A 17,980-nucleotide genomic window follows, 5' to 3' on the forward strand; every position below is an offset into this window, starting at 1 on the left:
AGCCTTCCCATTTTCCCGTAAATCTTTGGCAAAGATAATCAAATTTATTAAAACAAACAAAAAGCTAAAATTTCATTTACATACACTTCAAGTAAATTTTCTTATTTTTGCCGAAATTAAAACTTATTCTCTTGAATATTACAATTGTTGGCACAGGCTACGTTGGCCTAGTTACAGGCACTACACTTGCAGAAATAGGCAACTCTGTCTATTGTGTGGATATTGATGAAAAGAAAGTAGAAGCAATGAAGAATGGCGTGGTTCCGATCTATGAGCCAGGTCTGGAAGAGATGTTCCTAAGAAACATCCAAGCAGAACGTATCTTTTTCACCACCGATCTGAAGGAAGCTTTGGAAAAAAGTGAGGTCATTTTTCTTGCATTGCCAACGCCTCCAGGCGAAGACGGATCGGCCGATCTTTCTTATGTACTGAAGGTTGCCAACGACATCGGAGATCTGATGACAGAATATAAAGTGATTGTCAACAAAAGTACCGTACCAGTTGGAACTGCCGACAAAGTAAGAGACACCATTGCTGCAAAAACAGACATTCCTTTTGACGTGGTTTCCAATCCCGAATTTTTAAGAGAAGGTTTTGCTGTAGAAGACTGCATGAATCCTAGCCGTGTGATCATCGGTTCTACTTCTGAAAAAGCCAGAAACATCATGGCTAAACTATACCAGCCATTCACCAATATCGGTGTTCCTATTATTAATATGGACGAAAGATCATCTGAACTGACAAAATACGCAGCGAACTCTTTCCTTGCAGTGAAGATCACATTTATGAATGAGATCGCCAACTTCTGCGAAAAAGTAGGTGCTGACGTTGACCTTGTGAGACTTGGAATGGGAAGTGATGATAGAATTGGTCACAGATTCCTATTCCCAGGAATTGGTTACGGCGGAAGCTGTTTCCCAAAAGATGTAAAAGCATTGCTAAATAGCGGCAAACAAGAAGGTTACGACTTTCAACTCCTTGACGCGACAGAAAACATCAATAAAACCCAAAAAGTAATTTTGGTTCCGGAATTGGAAAAATATTTTGGTGGCAATCTTCAAGGTAAAAAAATCGCGGTTTGGGGATTGGCTTTCAAAGCTAATACAGATGATATCAGAGAAGCATCTTCTCTTGATAATATTAAATTACTATTGGAAAAAGGCGCGCAAGTTGTCGCTTACGATACCATTGCCGAAGAAAATGTAAGGAAGATCTTGGGTGACAAGATCACTTACGCAAAAGATATGTACTCTGCGCTGGAAGGCGCGGATGCTTTGCTGATCGCTACGGAATGGCCAGAATTCAAGAATCCAAACTTCAGTCTAATGGCCCAGAAAATGATCAACAAAGCCATTTTCGACGGAAGAAATATGTTTCCATTGGAATTGCCGGAACAGAATAACTTTTTCTACAAAAGTATCGGACGAAAACTTGTAACTCAATAATTTCACTAATGAAAAATATCATCATCACCGGTGGCGCAGGTTTTATAGGTTCTCACGTGGTTAGAGAATTTGTAAAGAACAATCCAGATTCAAAGATCATCAATCTTGACGCTTTGACCTACGCAGGAAATCTTGAGAATTTAAAGGACATCGAGAACGAACCCAATTATGTTTTCGAAAAAGCAGACATCACAAAACCGGAAGAACTTAGAAAGGTTTTTGAAAAATATAATCCAGATGCAGTTGTCCATTTGGCTGCAGAAAGTCACGTAGATAGAAGTATCACTGACCCGAATGCGTTCATCAACACCAACGTAAATGGAACCGCAAACTTATTGAATCTTTGCATCGAGTTCTGGACCCTTAATCCAGATCATCAACACGGAAACTTCCCAGATGAGCCAAGAACAAATTTATTTTATCACGTTTCAACAGACGAAGTTTACGGAAGTTTGGGAGAGACCGGCTTCTTCTTAGAAACAACACCTTACGACCCACAGTCACCATATTCAGCTTCAAAAGCAGCTTCTGACCATTTGGTAAGAGCTTATGGGAATACTTACGGAATGCCTTTTATTCTTTCAAATTGTTCTAATAATTACGGCCCAAATCATTTCCCTGAGAAATTGATCCCGCTGTGTATTTCGAATATCATTAATGAAAAACCATTGCCAATCTATGGGGACGGAAAATATACCCGAGACTGGTTGTTTGTGATCGATCATGCAAAGGCAATTCATCAGATCTTCAACGAGTCAAAAACTGGAGAAACTTACAATATCGGTGGTTTCAACGAGTGGCAAAATATTGATCTCGTTAAGGAATTGATCAAGCAAATGGATGAGAAACTAGGAAATCCTGCAGGCCATTCGGAAAAATTGATCACTTATGTGAAAGACAGACCAGGCCACGACAAGCGTTATGCTATCGATGCTACGAAACTGAATAGGGATCTTGGGTGGAAACCATCGGTTACCTTTGAACAAGGCTTAGGAAAAACAATCGATTGGTTTCTGGACAATAAAGAATGGCTGGAAAATGTAACTTCTGGAGATTATCAAAAATATTACGACGGACAGTATAATTAATCATTAAAAACACAAATTTATGAAAGGAATTATATTAGCCGGCGGATCCGGGACAAGGCTTTTTCCATTGACGATCGCTGTGAGCAAACAGTTGATGCCCGTCTATGATAAGCCAATGATCTACTATCCATTATCAACATTATTGTTGGCAGGCATCAAAGATATCCTGATCATTACGACACCTCATGACCAGCCTGGATTTATTAAGCTTTTAGGCGATGGATCTCAGTTAGGATGTCATATAGAATATGTGGTACAGCCTAGTCCGGATGGATTGGCACAAGCCTTCATCCTGGGGGATCAATTCATTGGTGATGATTCCGCTGCATTGGTTTTGGGCGATAATATCTTTTATGGTTCCGAGATGGGAACTTTGCTGAAGGATAAAACAAACCCAGACGGCGGTGTCGTTTTCGCGTACCACGTTGCAGACCCGGAGAGATACGGCGTTGTGGAATTCGATGGCGATTTTAAAGCGCTTTCTATTGAGGAAAAACCATTAAAACCGAAATCAAACTACGCAGTTCCAGGACTTTACTTCTATGATAATGAAGTGGTAGAAATTGCTAAAAACATAAAGCCTTCGCCAAGAGGAGAACTAGAAATTACGGACATCAACAATGTGTACCTCAGCAAAGGGAAGTTGGAAGTTGGCGTTCTGGACAGAGGAACTGCTTGGTTGGATACGGGGACTTTTGACTCACTTCAAGACGCATCAGAATTTGTAAGCGTTATCGAAAAGAGACAAGGTTTCAAAATCGGATGCATCGAAGAAATAGCTTTCAGAAATGGATTCATCAATGAAGAAAAACTGCTGGAAACTGCTTCCAAATATGGAAAAAGTGGGTATGGAGAATACCTGAAAAATCTTATTAAATAATTACTAATATAAAACACAAATGAGTGATTCTCAAAATCATCAATGGACGGAAACGATAGAATCAAGCCATTCTCTTTTTGATCTCAATCTTAAAGAAGTTTGGCGCTATCGGGATTTGGCCTACATGTTTGTTAAGCGGGATTTTGTATCCAGCTTTAAACAGACTATTTTAGGTCCTATCTGGTTTTTTATCAACCCTATTTTCACAACAATCGTATATATGGTTGTTTTTGGAAATATCGCACAATTGTCCACGGATGGTGCACCACAGATACTCTTCTATCTTGCAGGAATTACACTATGGAATTATTTTTCATCTTGTCTTACTGCAACTTCGAGTGTTTTCACCTCTAATGCAGGGATCTTTGGTAAGGTCTATTTCCCAAGATTGATCATGCCAATATCTATTGTACTATCCAATTTGATGAGATTTGGTGTTCAAATGTCGCTATTTCTGGTCGCATTTTTCTACTATTTGTTCAAAGGTGAGGTTCAGCCCAACTGGTGGATCCTTGCAACGCCGTTTCTTATAATGTTGATGGCTGTTTTTGCTTTGGGAGTGGGAATGATCTTTTCATCTCTTACCACCAAATATCGTGACCTTCAAATGCTCCTTGCCTTCGGGGTCAGCTTGTATATGTACGCAACACCGGTTATTTATCCCGCATCCAGCTTGAAAGGGATTTTCAAAACGATTGCGTTCTACAATCCTTTGACGGGAATTTTTGAGTGTTTCAAATACGCTTGGTTAGGCGTTGGCGATTTTAGTGCTATGATGTTGCTGATCAGCACTGTACTGATCTTCATCATCTTCGCCATCGGCACGGTCATTTTCAACAAAGTTGAAAAAGGCTTTATGGATACGGTCTAACTTTAAATCAAAGAAAAATGGCATTAGCACTCAAAGCTGAAAATATATCAAAACAATACCGCCTGGGACAAGTTGGAACAGGCTCTCTTTCTCATGACCTCAACCGTTTCTGGCATCAGATTCGCGGCAAAGAAGATCCCTATTTGAAAATTGGAGAATCCAATGATAGAACTCAAAAGGGAGAAAGCGACTATGTTTGGTCGCTTCGCGATATCAATTTTGAGATCACACAAGGTGACGCTGTAGGCATTATTGGAAGGAATGGCGCGGGTAAATCAACTTTATTAAAACTTCTAAGCAAAGTTACCAAACCTACGACGGGAAAAATATCTACCAAAGGAAGAATCGCTTCACTACTGGAGGTTGGAACCGGCTTCCATCCGGAGATGACTGGAAGGGAAAATGTATTCCTAAATGGTGCAATCCTGGGAATGACGAGAAAAGAGATCACCAGAAAATTTGACGAGATCGTAGATTTTTCTGGAGTTGAAAGATACATTGACACTCCTGTAAAAAGATATTCGTCCGGAATGTATGTACGATTAGCTTTTGCTGTTGCCGCCAATCTGGAATCAGAAATTTTGATCGTGGACGAAGTTTTGGCTGTAGGCGATGCCGAATTCCAAAAGAAATGTCTAGGCAAGATGGGCGACGTCTCCAAAGGCGAAGGCAGAACCGTACTGTTTGTAAGTCATAATATGACAGCGGTAAAGGAATTGTGCTCGAAAGGTATCTTGTTGAATCAAGGACTATTGGACTATCAAGGTGGCATTCTTGAAACCATCATGGAGTATCAGAAAAGCTCTCAAAAACAAAGCAGCTATCTGCATACGGGACCTCTTGAGACAGCTTTAGGAAATGAGTACATCCGGATCCTGGAATTCTCTGTGAAATCACAAACCAATAGTTTCCTAGACATCGACTCTGGAGCAAAGGTAAAATTGAGATTCTACAATGATTCTGAAAACATCAATCTGGACGCCACTTTTGAGCTAAGAACATACGAAGAGAGCGTCGTGTTCCACACAGGTGCTTTGATCACAACCAACAAAGATTCCAAGAAAGGAGAATATACCGTTGAGTTTGACATGCCTGCTAATTTGCTTAATGCCGGGAACTATTATTTCAGACTGATATTTGGTCAGGACCAAAGAAAAGCTTTATACATTTGTGATGACATCGTAGGTTTTGAGGTTGAAAATGTGAAACTGGGAACCAACATTGCTCAAATGCCTGGTATCATCAGACCAAAATTTGAATACAAAATAGATTCCAGCATATAGTCTATTGTAGTAACACTTCGTGATAATTTTTTTACAAGACAATCAAAATTATAAATCACTTGGACCAACGTAGTCAAAAAAATAAATGATCAATTAGTATGCAGTCAATTGCTGTCTTTATTCCAATATACAATGGCGAATCATATCTGAGGAGTACTTTACAATCTATTCTTGATCAGACCTATGAACACTTCACCGTATATTGTGTTAATGACAGCTCAACCGACTCTTCACTGCATATCATCAATGAATTTTCAAAAATCGACAGTAGAATAATCGTTTTTACAAAGGAACAAGGTGGAAGTACTGCAAAATCATGGAATTTTGTTTTACCCAAAATAAAAGAAGATTTCGTATTTTATATGTCCCAAGATGACCTTCTTAGCCCTGATGTTTTTGAAAAAATGATAGAAAGACAAGCTGAAACAGATTCTGACTGTATTTTGCCCGATATGGTCCTTTATCATGTAGATGAAAAGGATAATGAAATAATATGCGGTTTAAATGGAGACCAGTCTGTAATTTTAACAGGAATTCAGGCATTTCAAAAGTCCTTACAATGGCAAATACATGGTTTTGCACTTAGAAAAACAGACTTGTATCATGATGAACATTTCTTTGAAGATGCCTATGATACAGATGATTATATGTCGCGCAAATTATTTTACAAATGCAAAAAAGTAGCATTCTCCACTGGATCATTCTTCTATAGGCAAGATAATCCTGGAGCTATCACTAAGACCTTTGGTATTAAAAATTACTATTCATTATCAACCTCTCTTAGAATCTACTCACTCATATTACAATCTGATCAACTGAAAAGGGAACGAAAAAATTGGTTTTCTTACATGATCAAGACCTACACAAGAGCGTCAAGAAATTTCAGGATCAATAAGGGTATCACTACTACTCATGAAAAAAAAGAAGTTGAAAAATTCTTAAAACAAACACGTCACAGACTTTTACGTCTATTGTTTTCGGCTGGCAATCTTTCGGCAAAAGCTTATTGGCTAAAAGAAATTTACTTTTCCAAAATCTATAAAATTAAATTATGAAGCCTCAAATTATCACTTTCGACAACATAGGATCCTCTGCGCTTGGCTATATAAGTGTTGCTGAGGAACAGAAAAACGTCCCTTTTGATATCAAACGGGTCTATTGGACCTACTATACACCTCAGGATGTCATTAGAGGTGGTCATGCTCACAAAAAACTTCAGCAAGTGATCTTTGCTGTCTCAGGTACGATCACTTTCAATACAGAAGATAAGGAAGGTAAAAAGGAAACCTTTATTCTGGACCATCCTACGAAAGGACTATATCTTCCAAAGTTGATCTGGAGAGATATCAAGTTCTCGCACAATGCTGTGTTGCTTTGCCTGGCTTCCGAACTTTATGAGGAGTCCGACTATTTCCGAGATTTTGCAGAATTCAAAAACTATTGATCAATGATACATTCCCTAGCAGACGTGCAATCCTCCGATATTGGTGAAGGTACCTACATATGGCAATTTTGCGTCATTTTAAAAAATGCAAAAATCGGCAAAAATTGTAATATCAATTGTCAGGTCTTTATCGAAAACGATGTCTTGATAGGTGATAATGTTACCATTAAACCTGGCGTTCAGGTTTGGGATGGAATCACATTGGAAGATTCTGTTTTTATCGGACCTAATGTCACCTTTACCAATGACCTTTTCCCGCGTTCAAAAAATACAGGTTACGAAATGAAAAAAACGCTAGTACAAAAAGGAGCATCCATTGGCGCGAACGCAACCATTTTGGGTGGTGTTACCATTGGCCAAAATGCACTAATTGGTGCAGGAAGTGTAGTCACCAAAGATGTTCCAGCGAATGAAATATGGGTAGGAAATCCTGCTAAATTTTTAAAAAATACAAAATGATAAAATTCCTAGACCTCCAGAAAATAAACCTTCAGTACCAAGCCGAAATCGAAGCTAGACTTTTAGAGACTTTCCGCAGCGGTTGGTATCTGCAGGGCAATGAAGTAAAAAACTTCGAAGCAAACTTAACAGCCTACATCGGTTCTCCCAATGCCATAGGTGTTGCGAATGGACTGGATGCGCTTCGACTTATCTTCAAAGCCTATATCGAACTTGGACAGTTGAAATTTGGAGATGAGGTCATCGTACCCGCCAATACTTACATTGCATCTGTCCTGGCAATCACAGACAATCGTTTGAAGCCTGTTTTCGCAGAACCGAATATTGATAATTTCAATTTGGACATTTCGGCAATCGAAGCTTTGATCACCCCAAAAACAAAAGCCATCATGGTCGTCCATCTCTATGGGCAGATCTCCTGGTCAGAAGAATTGGAAGCTTTGGCGAAAAAACATGACCTGAAGATCATCGAGGACAATGCACAAGCCATTGGTGCAGAATGGAATGGCACAAGATCCGGAAATCTGGGCGATGCTGCTGGTTTCAGCTTCTATCCTGGCAAGAATCTGGGCGCTTTGGGTGATGCTGGTGCTGTGACCTGTAAAGATGACCTTATAGCAAAAACAATCCGAGCGATTGCCAATTACGGTTCCGAAGAAAAATATGTGAATAAATACCAAGGTCTTAATAGCAGACTGGACGAGATCCAGGCTTCCGTTTTGGATGTCAAACTCAAATATATCGACGCAGACAATGAAAAGAGAAGAAAGATAGCGGAGCAATATGTTGACGGAATCAAAACCAACAAGGTCATTTTGCCCATACTACCTGCGCATCCGAAAGAACACGTCTATCACCTCTTCGTGATCAGAACAGAAAAGAGAGAAAAGCTACAAAAATATTTGACGGAAAATGGCATTCAGACATTGATCCACTACCCGATTCCACCGCACAAACAAAAGGCTTACAAGTACTACAACAACTTATCATTTCCGGTGACTGAGAAGATCCATTCAGAAGTTTTGAGTTTACCAATAAGTCCGGTAATGACGCAGGATGAGGTGCAGAAGGTAATTGATGTTTTAAATAATTATGGACTCAAGCCCTAAAGTTACTAGTTTCGTCATCTGTTACAATCAGAAAGATACAATTCTGCAAACCTTGGAATCGGTCTGCAGCCAAATTGTAAATTTTGATCACGAGGTCATTATTGGAGATGACTGTTCTAATGATGGAACGAGAGCTATTTGCGAAGCTTTCATCAAAAAAAATCCTGATAAAAACATAAGGATCTTCCCAGAGCAGCCAAATTTGGGAATGATCGCCAATTACAAGCGACTCATCTCTGCTGCAAAAGGACAATATATTGCCGGATGCGCTGGTGACGACTATTGGTGTGATGATCACAAAATCCAAAAAGAGGTCGATTTTTTGGACAGCAACCCCGATCATGGGATGGTACACACCAACTATAAAATCCTGAGAACCAATACAGGCAGTCTTCAGGACCACGTGGCTGATTATCCTTCGGGGCATATTTTGGATGAGCTGTTTCAAGGAAACTTCATCATTCCTGTGACGGCTGTTTACAAGAAAAAGTTGGTTGATGATTTTATAGCTGAAGGCATTTTGGACAGGGGATTTTTGATGGAGGATTATCCGCTTTGGTTCTACATTGCAGAAAGGGAAAAGATCAAACACCTGAAAGACATCACGGCCGTCTATCGCAAGAATGTTGAAAGTCTCTCGTACTCTCAAAATCCTGAGAAAATGATAGCATTCCGACTGTCAATCATTGATATTCAAATCTTTTATGCGGAACGAAATCAAGTTTTCCACACCATCAGAGCTAGAGTTTTAAAAGAATTAAGATTCTCATTGACAGAATCTTTCAAACATGACCTAAAACCGTTGGTCGCAGCCATTTATCAAAAAATAAAGGCGATTGGGGCACCTTCCAAAAAGGATCATTTGTTGTATAAAAGCGTTGATAGTGTAGTTCTTAGATTTGTTTCATTGTTGATTTTGAAGATCAGATCATTATTTTAGTACTCCTCAAAAAGTAATTGGAATAGAAAAATATCAATAGATAATACAACAATTAAAGTTGTTGTCTATATTTTAAATTTACACAAAAATGGAAAAACCTTTAGTCAGTATCGTAGTTGTATCGTACAATCACGGAAAATATATCAAGGAGAATCTTAATAGTGTGAGATCTCAAACCTATGATAATATTCAACTCATTGTTGCTGATGATGCGTCAAAAGATAATTCTGTTGAGATTTTTGAGCAATGGCTTTCCGAAAATAATTACACAGCAGAGAAAAATTACCATCAGGAAAATACCGGCTTAGCAACAACACTTAATGAATGTCTGGAATTAGCTAAAGGAAAATATATAAAAATCATAGCCGCTGATGATCACCTTCATCCAGAATATATCGAAAAATGTGTTTCTAAATTAATAGAGGAACAGTCTCATGTGGTTTTTACTCAGGCCTATAGTATTGACGGTAATTCACATATTTTAAATGCTAACTTTTTTCCAATTCCTAATAATCCTACTGAAAAAATCGAGGAAAAGCTTTCTAAAGGAAATTTCATCTCCGGATCGACACTTTTTTACGATTTGGCAATTCTAAAAAGCATAGGAAACTACAAGAAAGATGTTCTTTTGGAAGATTATGATTTTATACTAAGAGTAATTTCAAACGACTTCAGAATTTCTTATATTAATGAAAATCTGATCTATTACCGTCAGCATGAAACAAACATTTCGAAAACAAAATTGTTAGCCTTAGAAGCAGAAACTGAGATATTAAAATATAAATATTTTAAAGATCGTAAATTTGCGATTACTATTAACCTCTCAACCTCTCAAAAAATAGATCAATATGGAAAAAAAATTGTTAAATTAATTTTTATAAAATATTTATTCTATCACTATCGATCAAAAAAAACACTCATAAAAATGATAAAATTGTTCCTTAACTAGTATCTATTATTTTATAAAACTTATTAAAAACCAGGTTCTAGAAAAAGAATAAAATTATAACTACAAAACTGCAATTATGAATCAAAATAAACAAAACCCTACAATAGCACTTAGCATCTTGGTCTCGTACGATTACGAGTTTTTGATGAAAGCTCTGCCATTAATATATCCATATGTTAGCTTTGTACTGATTGCTATTGATAAAAATAGAAAAGCTTGGAAGGGTGATTCCTTTGAGATTCCGGACGACTTTTTTACATGGTTGAAAAACATTGACACCGACCGCAAAATAAACATTTTCGAATACGAAGTGGATTATACATTACCATCCATTGTGATAGAGACCTATTTGAGAAACGAAATGGGTAAAAGATGTCCTCCTTCTGACTGGTATATGCAATTGGATACAGATGAATATATCATAAATCCTGAGAAGATTTTTCAAGAATTAGAAAAAATAAAGACCGACCCACAGCAACAAACTATGGTTTACACGAAAGTTCTGCCTATGTTTCAATCAGATGAAAATAATCATTTTGTAATTGATATTTTCGAAGAGTTTCCAATGTTGACCAATATACCAAAGTATGATCACGCAAGAATTTCTAACACAGCAGAAAAAAAAACCGCAGACCTGCTATTTCTTCACCAGTCTTGGGATAGGAAAGCAGAGGAAGTTATGATGAAAATTAAAAACTGGGGACATAATAATGATTTTGACACGATTTCTTTCTTCAATTTTTGGCAAAGCATCAATTATGACAATTATAAATATATTAAAAACCTCCATCCGTTTGCGCCATCAAAATGGCCAGCTCTGATTGCCATACCAAAAAATGAAAGTAATATTGTAAATCCATCAATGGCCAATTTTCTTCAGGAAAAAGTTGATGCTCAAAAAGCGCAATTAGAAGAAAGTAAAAAATTAAAATCGAAAATAAAAAGGTTTCTTACAAGATTATATCATTCTATTTAAAATACATGATGCATAAAGAAAACCCTCCTCTTCTATCTGTATTTATGATCTCTTACAATCAGCAAGAGTATATAATAGAGGCATTAGAAAACGTCCTAAATCAAAAAACCAATTTTGATTTTAGAATTATTTTATCGGACGACTGCTCTACAGACAACACACAAACAGTTGTAGAAAAATTTTTGAATAATCATCCGAAAAAGCACCTTGTTACCTTTGTAAAACAGAAGATCAATCTAGGCTGGATGCCTAATTTTATTTTCACATTACAAAAGTGCCAGGAATCTGGGTCAAAATATATTGCCATGTGTGAGGGTGACGATTTTTGGACCAATGAAAATAAGCTTCAGAAACAAATCGACTTATTAGAGGAGAATCCAGATGTAGTATTAGCTTGCCATCAGTACAAAGAATTATACAACGACGGATCTACAAAAGATTTCCCCTACTTTAGAAAAGACTTTTTCAATGGCAATGAAACATTCAAATTTACACAGGTAGATTTTGAAGAATTCATGAAAATCCAGACGATGACCATTGTTTTCCGAAGCTCTGCTCTGGATTTAAGTCTACGTGAAAAGTACAATTATTATTGTGACACCCATGTGAAGCATCACATTCTGGACAATGGTCTGGGGATTTACACAAAAGATTTTCATGCGGTCTACAGGATTCATGGTAAAAATGTGTTTGCATCGCTTAAAAGACGTGAGCAATCGGAATTTGCATATAATGTTTACAAAGACCTTATTGAAAATAATAAATCTGTACGATACAAAAATTCGCTAAACATCGTCATGAATGACCGTATTGCGAAAGAACTAACCTCTAAAAAATATAACTTCCTAGATCCCTATTATCACAAATTACTTTTTCAGCAATTTGTTGACAATAAGTCTCTAAGACTGTACGCCAAGAACTTATTGAAAAGTTTTAATGTAAGTTAAATTACCTCATCATGATCTCAATTATCATCTCATCTTATCAAGAACATTATTTCCAACAGATTTCCGAAAATATATCTCAAACTATTGGAGATAACATCGTTTACGAGATCATCAAAATTTCTAATCCAGGAAAGATGAGCATATGTGCTGCCTACAATCTAGGCGCTAAACAGTCAAAATTTGGCCATCTCCTTTTTATTCATGAAGACATTCTCTTCTGCGAAAATAACTGGGGTCACAAGCTGATTAAAACATTAGAGTTACCCAACTGTGGTGTCGTTGGAGTAGCCGGTGGAGATTATTATTCATATGTTCCCGCCAGTTGGTGGAACAAAGGCCATAGCAAATTACATTTTATACAGGTTGATAACGAAAACAAAGAATGGATCAACAACAACCTTTCCGGGAAAGAACATGAAAAAGTAAAACTACTAGATGGTGTATTCCTGGCATGTACAAGAAATGTGTATGATGATATAAATTTTGATGAAAATATCACAGGATATCATGGATATGATTTGATATTTAGTTTAAAAGCTGCTAAGAAATACACGAACTACGTCACAGGTCAAATCCTAATAAAGCATTTTTCATCAGGAACTCTATCAAAACAATGGTTGGTCAACATCATTAAAGTTAGAGACATCATAGGAACATTCTCTGACCAGAAATTTGATTCTCAACTAGAAACAGAAAATTTCTATCGCTTACTCATTTACTTAAAAAAATATGGATTCCGTAAAAGAGAATCATTAAAAATTGTTTTAAAATACTTAAATCCATGGGTTTTAGGTTTTACAAATACAATGAAAATTGTTAATAGAACGAAATATCTCATAAAATGAGACACTTTCTAAAGCGACTATTTTTCAACATACTTCCCAACAGCACGGAAGTCATCATCACGCCTGGTGGTGCGAGATGGGGAAATCTGCTCTACTTTTTTTTGCGTGCCTACATCTTCGAGCAAAAAGGAAAAACATTGAGGCTTCTTTATACAGAACATATGGCCGACCTGCTTCTGTACTTTCCCGGTTTGAAGAGCTATGTCATTGAAGAAAAAGAGGTCAAATTCTATCACAAAAAAGATAGCTCCAATCAATTTTATCAGGTTTTTGGAGAAGACTTTGTTGAGAATCAGCTCAATGAATTTATCCGGGAGCATCTTCTAAGCTCACAATTTGTAAAGGCATTTTTAAATCAACTGCCAGAGCCAGATGCTGACGAACTAACCATCAATATCAGAAGAGGTGATTTTTATGAAAAGGGAAATTCCTCCATCTATGGCTACGATCAAATCGAATTTATAAAACATGTCTTCGATAATTATTTTAAGAATAAAAACTGGAAACAAATCAATATTCTGTCCGACGATATGAATTGGTGTCAGGATAATTTCAAATTCTTAGATGAGCACACGCATCGCCTACATTACCCTGACCTTAAGCAAGATAAAGTGATATCAAGCTTTTTGTGGGTTGCCAAGTCAAAAAATTTGGTGCTATCCAACTCCACCTTTTCATTTTGGGCAGCATATATTTCCAATGATCTTTACCAATCTCAAGGCAACACAATTTGCCCTATTTTTGGTAGTCGAAGAATAGAGAATACAAATCTTTATCAATACAATCCAAAATGGGTAATGGTCAGAGATTTTAATTTTGATTTGAAATAACAGTACCCAAAAATTTTGATTCCAAATAGAAAAAAATGATCCCAAAAAAAATACACTACTGCTGGTTCGGAGGCAATCCTAAACCAGAATCTTTTTACATCTGCCTAGATTCCTGGAAGAAAAACCTTCCGGATTATGAGATCATCGAATGGAACGAGTCCAACTTCGATATCAATTGTTGTGAGTATGTGAGGCTGGCGGCAGAAAAGAAAAAGTGGGCCTTTGTCTCAGATTATTCCAGAGCTTTAGCATTATTCGAGCACGGCGGGATCTACATGGACATCGATGTGGAAGTGAAATTTTCTTTGGACGAATTCCTGGTTCACAGGGCATTTTCCGGGTTCGAAATCAAAGGTTCGCCTTTCACAGCACTTTGGGCTACAGAAGCTGGACATCCTTGGCCAAAGAAAGTATTGGATTTCTATAATGAGAAAACAGATTTTGACCTTACGACCAATACGGTTTTCGTCTCAGACCTTTTGATCAACCGTTACAAAGCTGACCCGACGAGAGATGAATATCAAGAACTTGAAGATGGCATCGCAATCTATCCTTCGACTTATTTTTGTCTGGATCTTCCAAAGAACTACGCGGCGCACCATTTTGTAGGAACTTGGCATGAAAGGGACACACCAAATCCTTTCAAAGATTACGTGCACGCTTATCATCACTTGAAGAATATTTCAGACATCAAACAAGGGAAAAAGGAAATCCACAATGCGGTCAACAATATGAAGATCATCTCTGCCGATGAGATTTTAGATCAATTCCCGCTGAAAATGCTAGTAAAACATATTTTAAGACGGATAAAACCTTAAGATTTATTATTTTTACCAAAAACTAATTGATGAGCCAAAGAATTGCCATTGTTTACGGGACCAGACCAGAATTCTTAAAAGTTTTTCCACTGATCGATCAGTTTCGTTTGCAGAATGAGGAAGTTCTCATCATCAATACGGGACAGCACGATGATCTCCTTACCAAAATGGAAGAGAGTTTCGATGTGAAGCCAGATTTTCGGCTTTCTGTGCAGTCTCTGGATTTTACCAATTCTAATTTGGTTGCAAAACTGATCAACAGTTTGTCTGACCTCGTTCATCAAGAAAATATTACAAAAATCGTTGCTCAAGGTGATACATTTACGGTTTTGGCCTCATCAATAGTAGCTTTTATGGAAAGGAGAAAATTCTATCACATCGAAGCTGGCCTTAGAACTGCCGATATTAGAATGCCATTTCCAGAGGAATACAACAGAAGAGTCGTTTCTTTGGGCAGTGACGTCAATTTCGCACCGACAACTTTATCTCAGAACAATCTTTTGAAAGAAGGAATTCCTCAAGAAAAAGTATTGCTCACAGGCAACACGATCGTAGACTTGATCCAATATATTCTTAATAAAGAGAATATTGAGATAGAATATCAAAACAAGGTCTTCATTACCGCTCACCGACGGGAAAATATAGGAAAACCATTGCAGGAAATCTCACAAGCCATCAAAGAATTAGCGCTAGAAAATCCAGAGGTTATTTTCGAATGGGCTTTGCATCCAAACCCAAATACACGAAAAAACATCTTAGATGTCTTTGAAGACCAAAAGCCTGACAATCTTATATTTACAGAACCACTTCCCTACTTGGAAACCATTAGAAAAATGGCTTCCGCAAAATTGATCATCTCAGATTCGGGAGGAATTCAGGAGGAAGCGCCAAGCCTCCGAAAAAGAGTCCTGATCCTGCGAGAAGAAACAGAAAGACCAGAAGTCTTGGATTGTAATTGTGGTGTTTTGGTTGGCAGCGATTTGCAAACCATCAAAACCGAATTCTACAAGATTTGGAATGACGAAAATGAATTCGTCTTTCAAACGGAGAAGAATCCATTTGGAGATGGCAAAGCTTCAGAGAAAATATTAAAAAAACTTTTACAATGATCGTAGGCAACGGACTTATCGGATCATTATTCGTCAATGATGATAGAGAGGATATCATCTTCTTTGCCTCTGGCGTCTCTAACTCACTGGAAGACAGACCAGAAGAATTTATCAGAGAAGAAAATCTGATCAGAAAAACCTTCGAAGAAAATAGAGATAAGATCTTTGTTTATTTTTCGACCTGCAGCATTTACGATTCCTCCAAAACAGGAAGCGATTATGTGCTTCATAAATTAAAAATGGAACAGCTCATTAAGTATTCTTGTGAGAGATATTTGATTCTCCGGGTCAGCAATGCGGTTGGTAAAGGCGGAAATCCAAACCTTCTCATGAATTACCTCATCCGTTCTATCAGAAATAATGAAACGATAAATGTCCACACAAAAGCGACAAGAAATCTGATCGACGCAGATGATATTAAAAACATCACATTCAAACTACTGGATGAGCAGGCCCTCAACAAAATAGTCAATGTTGCTTATATTCAGAATTATGCAATTATTGAAATTCTGGAGGTGATCGAGCGTTTCTATGGGACCAAGCTAGACCTTAATCTAATAAAAAGTGGTTCCGGATACGACATCAATGTGCCGGATGTGGAAGAATACTTTGTGAAAAACAACTTAACAAATAAGGATTCTTATCTTTGTAATATACTACAGAAATATTATTCTCTCTAAGAAAATATGAAGAAAAAAATTACCGTTATTGGTCTTGGATACGTTGGATTGCCGCTTGCGAGATTGTTTGCGACAAAATATGCCGTTGTAGGTTTTGACCTTAAAAAAAATAGGATCGAAGAACTGACACAAGGCAAAGACAGCACACACGAAGTAGATTCCGAAGCGCTTCTGAAAGTTCTGGTTTCTAAAAATCCATCCAATGAGCAGAACGGATTATTTCTTTCTGATGATATCAATGACATCAAAGACTCTGATATTTACATCGTTACAGTTCCAACACCTGTGGACAAGAACAACCATCCTGATATCTCAGCGCTGCGCAAAGCCAGTGAAACAGTGGGCTCTGTGATAGAAAAAGGAAATATTGTGATCTATGAATCAACCGTTTATCCAGGCGCGACCGAGGAAGATTGCATTCCGATCATCGAAAGACAATCAGCCCTAAAATTCAATGTTGATTTCTTTGCGGGTTACTCGCCGGAAAGGATCAATCCTGGCGATAAGGAACACAGCGTTGAAAAGATATTAAAAGTAACCTCTGGCTCGACTCCAGAAATTGCAACAGAGATTGATGAACTCTACAAATCGGTTATCATCGCTGGAACACATTTGGCTCCAAGCATCAAAGTTGCTGAAGCGGCAAAGGTGATCGAGAACTCTCAACGTGATATCAATATTGCTTTTGTGAATGAATTGGCAAAGATCCTCAACCTAATGGGAATCGATACCAATGATGTCTTGAAAGCGGCGTCTACAAAATGGAATTTCCTCAACTTCAAACCAGGACTTGTGGGCGGACATTGCACAGGCGTGGATCCTTATTATCTCGCTCAGAAAGCGCAGGAATTTGGTTATCATCCAGAGATCATCCTTGCTGGCAGAAGAATGAATGATTCCATGGGACATTACATCGCCAGCGAAACGGTGAAGATGATGCTCAAAAATGACCTCAAGATCAAAGGTTCTGAAGTCTTGGTCCTTGGTTTCACTTTCAAAGAAAACTGTCCGGATGTCAGAAATACGAAGGTCATCGATGTGGTGAAAAGTTTAGAAGATTACAGCATCTGCGTGAATGTTTTCGATCCTTGGCCAAATCCGGCGGAAGTGAAGGAAACTTATGACATCGACATCATCAGCAAAGCACCTTTCAAAAAATATGAGGCGGTGATCCTTGCCGTTTCCCATAAGGAATTTGAATCCATCAACATCAAAAATCTGCTTTCCGAAAATGGGATCATCTATGATGTGAAAGGCGTCCTGGAAAAGGAAAGTGGCGTAAAAAGGTTGTAAAACTTAATCAAAAA

The 17,980-nt window shown here is 37.7% G+C and carries 19 protein-coding genes; all 19 read left to right on the top strand.

Features of this window, described 5'->3' with window-relative positions; all coding sequences use genetic code 11:
- Nucleotides 1–131 precede the first annotated feature (131 nt).
- Nucleotides 132–1,445 carry a UDP-glucose dehydrogenase family protein gene (locus BMW39_RS07095; RefSeq protein WP_034974227.1) on the top strand — a complete coding sequence of 438 codons (1,314 nt, stop codon included), beginning with the start codon at nt 132–134 and terminating at the stop codon, nt 1,443–1,445.
- 8 nt (nt 1,446–1,453) lie between these two features.
- Nucleotides 1,454–2,533 carry a dTDP-glucose 4,6-dehydratase gene (gene rfbB / locus BMW39_RS07100; protein ID WP_034973382.1) on the top strand — a complete coding sequence of 360 codons (1,080 nt, stop codon included), beginning with the start codon at nt 1,454–1,456 and terminating at the stop codon, nt 2,531–2,533.
- Between the two features lie 19 nt (nt 2,534–2,552).
- Nucleotides 2,553–3,413 carry a glucose-1-phosphate thymidylyltransferase RfbA gene (gene rfbA, locus BMW39_RS07105; protein ID WP_034973384.1) on the top strand — a complete coding sequence of 287 codons (861 nt, stop codon included), beginning with the start codon at nt 2,553–2,555 and terminating at the stop codon, nt 3,411–3,413.
- A gap of 19 nt (nt 3,414–3,432) precedes the next feature.
- Complete coding sequence (locus BMW39_RS07110) at nt 3,433–4,284, top strand: ABC transporter permease (RefSeq protein ID WP_034973386.1); 852 nt, start codon at nt 3,433–3,435, stop codon at nt 4,282–4,284.
- A gap of 17 nt (nt 4,285–4,301) precedes the next feature.
- Nucleotides 4,302–5,567 (top strand): ABC transporter ATP-binding protein, encoded by a 1,266-nt coding sequence (locus tag BMW39_RS07115; protein WP_034973388.1) that lies wholly within the window; start codon nt 4,302–4,304, stop codon nt 5,565–5,567.
- A gap of 98 nt (nt 5,568–5,665) precedes the next feature.
- Complete coding sequence (locus BMW39_RS07120) at nt 5,666–6,622, top strand: glycosyltransferase family A protein (protein WP_034973389.1); 957 nt, start codon at nt 5,666–5,668, stop codon at nt 6,620–6,622.
- On the top strand, nt 6,619–7,011 hold the full coding sequence (locus tag BMW39_RS07125) for a sugar 3,4-ketoisomerase (protein WP_034973390.1): 393 nt from the start codon (nt 6,619–6,621) through the stop codon (nt 7,009–7,011). Before BMW39_RS07120 ends, BMW39_RS07125 begins: the two co-directional genes overlap by 4 nt.
- A 3-nt stretch (nt 7,012–7,014) precedes the next feature.
- Nucleotides 7,015–7,470 carry an acyltransferase gene (locus tag BMW39_RS07130; protein WP_034973391.1) on the top strand — a complete coding sequence of 152 codons (456 nt, stop codon included), beginning with the start codon at nt 7,015–7,017 and terminating at the stop codon, nt 7,468–7,470.
- Nucleotides 7,467–8,579, top strand: a complete 1,113-nt coding sequence (locus tag BMW39_RS07135; RefSeq protein ID WP_034973392.1) for a DegT/DnrJ/EryC1/StrS family aminotransferase — start codon at nt 7,467–7,469, stop codon at nt 8,577–8,579. The genes BMW39_RS07130 and BMW39_RS07135 overlap by 4 nt, the downstream gene beginning before the upstream one ends.
- Complete coding sequence (locus BMW39_RS07140; RefSeq protein WP_034973393.1) at nt 8,563–9,519, top strand: glycosyltransferase family 2 protein; 957 nt, start codon at nt 8,563–8,565, stop codon at nt 9,517–9,519. Before BMW39_RS07135 ends, BMW39_RS07140 begins: the two co-directional genes overlap by 17 nt.
- An 88-nt stretch (nt 9,520–9,607) precedes the next feature.
- Nucleotides 9,608–10,468, top strand: coding sequence for a glycosyltransferase family 2 protein (locus BMW39_RS07145; protein ID WP_034973394.1), 861 nt, complete (start codon nt 9,608–9,610; stop codon nt 10,466–10,468).
- A 76-nt stretch (nt 10,469–10,544) separates the two neighbouring features.
- A complete protein-coding gene (locus BMW39_RS07150) occupies nt 10,545–11,444 on the top strand; it encodes a hypothetical protein (RefSeq protein ID WP_034973396.1) in 900 nt (299 codons plus the stop codon).
- 44 nt (nt 11,445–11,488) lie between these two features.
- Complete coding sequence (locus tag BMW39_RS07155) at nt 11,489–12,391, top strand: glycosyltransferase (RefSeq protein WP_051879821.1); 903 nt, start codon at nt 11,489–11,491, stop codon at nt 12,389–12,391.
- An 11-nt stretch (nt 12,392–12,402) separates the two neighbouring features.
- Entirely contained in the window at nt 12,403–13,236 is an 834-nt protein-coding gene (locus tag BMW39_RS07160) for a glycosyltransferase (RefSeq protein ID WP_051879822.1), read from the top strand.
- On the top strand, nt 13,233–14,066 hold the full coding sequence (locus BMW39_RS07165) for an alpha-1,2-fucosyltransferase (protein WP_034973398.1): 834 nt from the start codon (nt 13,233–13,235) through the stop codon (nt 14,064–14,066). The genes BMW39_RS07160 and BMW39_RS07165 overlap by 4 nt, the downstream gene beginning before the upstream one ends.
- A gap of 35 nt (nt 14,067–14,101) precedes the next feature.
- Nucleotides 14,102–14,884, top strand: coding sequence for a glycosyltransferase family 32 protein (locus BMW39_RS07170; RefSeq protein WP_034973400.1), 783 nt, complete (start codon nt 14,102–14,104; stop codon nt 14,882–14,884).
- Nucleotides 14,885–14,913: 29 nt separating this feature from the next.
- Nucleotides 14,914–15,993, top strand: coding sequence for a non-hydrolyzing UDP-N-acetylglucosamine 2-epimerase (wecB, locus tag BMW39_RS07175; RefSeq protein WP_034973402.1), 1,080 nt, complete (start codon nt 14,914–14,916; stop codon nt 15,991–15,993).
- Complete coding sequence (locus tag BMW39_RS07180; protein WP_034973404.1) at nt 15,990–16,673, top strand: NAD-dependent epimerase/dehydratase family protein; 684 nt, start codon at nt 15,990–15,992, stop codon at nt 16,671–16,673. The genes wecB and BMW39_RS07180 overlap by 4 nt, the downstream gene beginning before the upstream one ends.
- Nucleotides 16,674–16,679: 6 nt before the next feature.
- On the top strand, nt 16,680–17,966 hold the full coding sequence (locus BMW39_RS07185; RefSeq protein WP_034973406.1) for a nucleotide sugar dehydrogenase: 1,287 nt from the start codon (nt 16,680–16,682) through the stop codon (nt 17,964–17,966).
- Nucleotides 17,967–17,980 lie beyond the last annotated feature (14 nt).

This window comes from Epilithonimonas lactis, from assembly GCF_900110605.1.
GTDB classification, from domain to species: domain Bacteria; phylum Bacteroidota; class Bacteroidia; order Flavobacteriales; family Weeksellaceae; genus Epilithonimonas; species Epilithonimonas lactis.